At 66.8% G+C, this 5,035-nt stretch carries 3 protein-coding genes; all 3 read left to right on the forward strand.

The features are described 5' to 3' along the window. The first annotated feature begins 103 nt into the window (after window positions 1–103). The 3 genes from ACE3TU_RS18680 (at window position 104) to ACE3TU_RS18690 (ending at window position 5,019) form a co-directional block, all read left to right on the forward strand. Entirely contained in the window at window positions 104–1,690 is a 1,587-nt protein-coding gene (locus tag ACE3TU_RS18680) for a C1 family peptidase (protein WP_374626966.1), read from the forward strand. 5 nt (window positions 1,691–1,695) lie between these two features. Continuing rightward, the gene (locus ACE3TU_RS18685; RefSeq protein ID WP_374626968.1) at window positions 1,696–2,208 is read left to right on the forward strand and encodes an OmpA family protein; all 513 of its coding nucleotides are present in this window, start codon (window positions 1,696–1,698) and stop codon (window positions 2,206–2,208) included. Between the two features lie 99 nt (window positions 2,209–2,307). Next, on the forward strand, window positions 2,308–5,019 hold the full coding sequence (locus ACE3TU_RS18690) for an EAL domain-containing protein (protein WP_374626970.1): 2,712 nt from the start codon (window positions 2,308–2,310) through the stop codon (window positions 5,017–5,019). Window positions 5,020–5,035 lie beyond the last annotated feature (16 nt).

Raw genomic sequence — 5,035 nt, forward strand, 5'->3', positions numbered from 1 at the left:
TGATGCGCCGGCCCCAAGGATTCACTTGGCGACGGCGTCCAATCGTACGTAAAATCCGTCCGGCGGGCCGAGGGCCGCCGGTCCATTGGTGGGCGAGGGAACGATGAGGGCATTGCGTCGATTGTCGTGGGGGCTCGGTGCCGTGCTGGCGCTGGGCGCTGTGGTGCTGGCGGGTACGGCTGCAGCGGAAGACGCGCCGTTCAAGCGCGGCTACGGAGCCAAGGCGAGCGACCCGGTCAAGGTGCGCTCGTTGACCGCGACGCCGCTGTTCCGCTCGTTTCTGCCGGAAGTGGTGGACCTGTCGGAGTATTTTCCGGTCCCCGGCGACCAGGGCAACCAGGGCTCGTGCACGGGCTGGGCGGTCGGCTACGCGGCTCGCGCCTACTACGCTGCAGCGGTCGAGCAGCGGCGCATCACGTTGCCGCAATCGATCCCCAGCCCGGCTTTCCTCTACAACCAGAATGTCGGGGTTCCGGGCGACTGCCAGTCCGGCAGCGCCAATGTGCTGATCCTCGAGTCGCTGAAGGCCGGCGGGGCGCTGTCGCTTGCCGACTATCCCTATGACCAGGATCGCTGCGACTACCCGGCCCCCGAGCAGATCTCGGCCGCCAGCGATTTCCACATCGCCGACTACCGCTATGTCGACTACACGCGCGTCGACCAGGTGAAGGGCGAACTGGCCGCCGGCAATCCGGTGATCATCCGGGTGGTGCCGGACGAGGGATTCGACAACCTGTGGAACAAGCCCAAGGCGGTGTGGCACTCCCCCCCGCTGCCCGAGGACTCGTTCGGCCACGCGATCACGCTGGTCGGCTACAACGAGGCCAAGCAGACGTTCAAGTTCATCAATTCCTGGGGTCCCGACTGGTCGGACGGCGGCTACGGACGGATGGACTACCAGACCTTCGTCAACCGGACGACCGAGGCGTTCGTGATGGTGATGCCGTCGGGGGACAGGGTGCCGGTCGCCGACCTCGAGCCGGAGGATGCGCCGGCGCCCGAAGAGCCCATTGTGCCCGAGGAGCCGGTCGATCCGGCCGATCCGGCCCCGAAGCAGGACCTCGATATCGCCGGCCTGGAATGCGCCAAGGTGCAGATATCGAGGCGCGGCGATCGCGAGGTGGCCGAGGGCTTCGTCAGCCGGCCGGAGGACCTCGAAGCCGTGCGGGCCGAACTCACCGACGAGGTCGACGCGGTCGACGTGGCGCTGGCGCCCTGGCCGCAATGCGAGGCGCTGCTGACGCTCGACGCGCAGCTCGCCGAGCGGGCCGCACCCAGGGTCGACGTCTCGGGCACCGAACTCAGGGCAGGTGACACGTTGGCCATCAGCATCGCAACGCCGCAGTTCGACAGCTATGTGCACGTCGCCTACGTCCAGGCCGACGGCACGGTCGTGCATCTGCAGCAGGTCGATGCGGACAACCTTTCCACCATCGCGGCGGGCAGCCAGCTCAAGTTCGGCGACGGCGAGGACGGGCGGGACCGCTTCGAGGTTTCCGGCCCCTTCGGCGACGAAATGCTGCTGGTGCTCGCCTCGCGCTCACCCCTGTTTGCCGAGCCGCGCCCCGAGACGGAGACCGAGCGCGAGTTCCTGACCGCCTTGCGTGAAGCCATCCTCGCGCGTCCGGACAAGACCAGTCCCGAGCGCTTCATCTCCGCCGCCTACGTTCCCATTCACACCGCCGAGTGAGAAAGATGCTGAAGCTCATCAAGATCGCCGTGCTTGGGCTCGTCCTGGCGCAGCCCGTCGGGGGACCTTCACTGGCGCAGGACGACCTGTCGTCGGATCAGATCGTCGATGCTCTGACGCCCAAGGAAGGCCCCAACCGCGGCCTCAAGGTCAAGCCCGGCGACAAGGCCGAAGCCCCCTCGATCAGCATGCGGGTCCAGTTCGCCTACGACTCCGACGAGCTCGAGAACGAGGCGATCCTGACGCTGAGGGCTCTCGGTGCCGCGCTGCGGGATTCCCGCCTGAAGGAGTACCGCTTCCAGATCATCGGCCACACCGACGCCAAGGGGTCGGATGCCTACAATCTCGAGCTGTCGCAGCGTCGGGCGGCATCGGTGGTCGAGCACCTGGTCTTCTTTCACAGTGTCGATCGCGGCCGGCTGATGGCGATCGGCAAGGGAGAGAGCGAGCCAATCAACGCGTCCGACCCGGAGGCCGCGGAGAATCGGCGGGTGGAGATCATCAATATCGGCTCGTGAGAGCGCGGCGTCGCAATTGTTGTGACGCCTAAAGCCTAATTTAAGCGGTCCGCCGTAACCTGATCGTCCGCAGAAGCGGGTGCGATTGGGGCGGCGTTGATGCGACTGGCCGCGTGGCGGGAACTTGTGGGGCAGGTGGAGCGCAGCCTGATGCGCCCGATGGTGGCGCCAGCGGCGATGGCGCTGATCGTCATGCTCGGCATCGCCTCCTATGCCGCGAGCCAGAACCAGACGGTCTACGAACAGCGGCTCAGGGCCGACGTCCTCAAGGAACTCAGTCTGCTCAGGGCCAAGCTCGAGGGCAATATCAACGGCAATATCCAGCTGGTCCGGGGTATCGTCGCCACCCTGTCGACCGAGCCCGAGATGAGCCAGCTCCGCTTCGCCGATCTCGCAAGCAAGCTGTTCGCTGAGGATTCGCAGCTGCGCAACATCGCGGCCGCGCCGGATCTGGTCGTCAGGCTGATGTATCCGCTCCGCGGCAACGAGAGCGCGCTGGGGCTCGACTACCGGACCAACGTCGCCCAGCGCGGCGCGGCCCTCAGAGCGATGCAGACCGGCGAGATGGTGCTGGCCGGCCCGGTCGATCTGGTCCAGGGGGGCACCGGCTTCATCGGCCGGTTCCCGGTCTATGTCGATCGCGACGGGCGGAATGCCTTCTGGGGGATCGTCTCCGCGGTGGTGGACACCGAGCGGCTCTACGCCGACAGCGGACTGAAGGACCCGGACCTGGGGATTGATGTCGCGATCTCGGGGCGCGACGGCCTCGGTCGCCTCGGCGAACGATTCTATGGCGAGCAAAGGGTGTTCGCGGGCAGACCGGTGACGGCCGATGTCGTCCTGCCGGCAGGGCGCTGGGTGATCGCGGCCGTCCCCAAGGGTGGGTGGAACCTGACGCCCCCGGACGCCTGGCTGATCTGGGCGGGGTTCACCGTGCTGGGCTTGATCCTGGCCGTGCCGATCCTCCTGGCCGGACGGCTGCTCGAAGAGCGGCAGCGCAACCTCAAGAAGCTCAAGAGCCGCGAGGCCGAGCTGCAACGGTTGTCGCGGCGGCTGGGGCTGGCGCTCGAGACCTCGCAGGTCGGCGTCTTCGAGTATGACCTTCAGACGGGCGACCTGCTGTGGGACGACCGGGTGAATGCGGTGTTCGGATTGCCGCAGGACGGCGGCAAGCGTCAATACGCGCATTGGCGGGACGCCCTGCACCCCGACGACCTCAGGCGCGCCGAGGAGGAGTTTCGCCTCGCCATCGAAGTGACCGGTCGCTACCACTCGGAGTATCGCGTCGTCACCCCGCTGGGGCTGGTGCGAAACGTGCGGGCGATCGGCGCGGTCTACAAGGACCCCGACGGGGCCTCCAAGATCGTCGGGGTAAACTGGGACGTTTCATCCGACGTGGAACTCAACGAGAACCTGAAGCGCGCCAACCGGCTGACCGAGGCAAGGAACTTCGAGCTGGAGGCGGCCAAGGCGAGCATCGAGCACAACGCGCTGCACGATTCGTTGACCGGATTGCCGAACCGGCGCTACCTCGACGACATCCTCAGACAGCGCATGATCTGGGCCGAACGCAACAACGGTACCGTCGCGCTGCTGCATATCGACCTCGACCGCTTCAAGCAGATCAACGACACGCTCGGCCACGCGGCCGGCGACGCGATGCTGGTGCACGCTGCGGCGGTGTTGCGGGCCAATGTGCGCAACGACGACTTCGTGGCGCGGATTGGCGGTGACGAATTCGTGGTGGTCTCGATCCGCGAGGGCGACCAGGAGGCCCTCGCCAACCTGGCCGAGCGGATCATCGTGCGGATGCGGCAACCGGTTGCCTACGAGGGGCACGAGTGCCGGTTCGGGGTGTCGATCGGCATCGCCTGCGAGCGCGGTTTCAATGCCGATCCGGAGCGGCTGCTGATCAATGCGGATATCGCCCTGTATCGGGCCAAGAGCCGCGGTCGAAACCGTTTCGAGTTCTTCACCGATGCGCTGCAGGAGGAGGTGATCCGCACCAAGCGGGTTGCGGACGAGATCCTGCACGGGCTGGAGACGGATCAGTTTCTCCCCTACTACCAGCCGCAGTTCGATGCCCACACGCTCGAGGTCGTCGGGGTCGAGGCGCTGGCGCGCTGGCACCACCCGACCGAGGGCATTCTCGCGCCGGCGCAGTTCCTCGACGTGGCCGAGGATCTCAGCGTCGTCGGCAGCATCGACCGGATCGTCCTCGAGCGGGCACTGCGCGACTTCGCCCACTGGGCTGAACTGGGGCTGGCGATCCCGAAGGTCTCGGTCAACGTTTCCGCCCGCCGGCTGCAGGACGAGCAACTGATCGCCTCGCTGCGCGGTCTCAGCATTCCGCCGGGCGTCGTCTCCTTCGAGCTGGTGGAATCGATCTTCCTCGACGAGGCCGAGGACCTCGTGCGCTGGAACATCGACCAGATCAAGGACCTGGGAATCGATGTGGAGATCGATGATTTCGGCACCGGCTATGCGTCGATCGTCAGCCTGATGCAGCTCAGGCCGCGTCGCCTGAAGATCGACCGGCAGCTGGTCGCCCCGATCGTCACGTCGCCGACGCAGCGTCGGCTGGTGCGCTCCATCGTCGAGATCGGCCGGGCCCTCGATATCGAGGTGGTTGGCGAGGGGGTCGAGACGCTGCAGCACGCAGAGATGCTGCGCGAGCTGGGATGCACGACTCTGCAGGGCTATGCCTTCGCGCGACCGCTGTCGGCAGAGGCACTGGTCGGGTTCGTGACCCGCCGGGAGTGGCTGTCGGGCATGCAGGTCGCTCCGGCACGGCGGCGTCGCCACGCCTGAGCGCTGCCCTGCGCGA

Origin of the sequence: Devosia sp. (assembly GCF_041917035.1) — a bacterium.
Classification (GTDB): domain Bacteria; phylum Pseudomonadota; class Alphaproteobacteria; order Rhizobiales; family Devosiaceae; genus Devosia_A.

What these genes read in the sequence shown, in the direction of transcription:
- ACE3TU_RS18680 (WP_374626966.1), top strand. Translation starts at nt 104, where the DNA reads ATGAGGGCATTGCGTCGATTGTCGTGGGGGCTCGGTGCCGTGCTGGCG.
- ACE3TU_RS18685 (WP_374626968.1), top strand. Translation starts at nt 1,696, where the DNA reads ATGCTGAAGCTCATCAAGATCGCCGTGCTTGGGCTCGTCCTGGCGCAG.
- ACE3TU_RS18690 (WP_374626970.1), top strand. Translation starts at nt 2,308, where the DNA reads ATGCGACTGGCCGCGTGGCGGGAACTTGTGGGGCAGGTGGAGCGCAGC.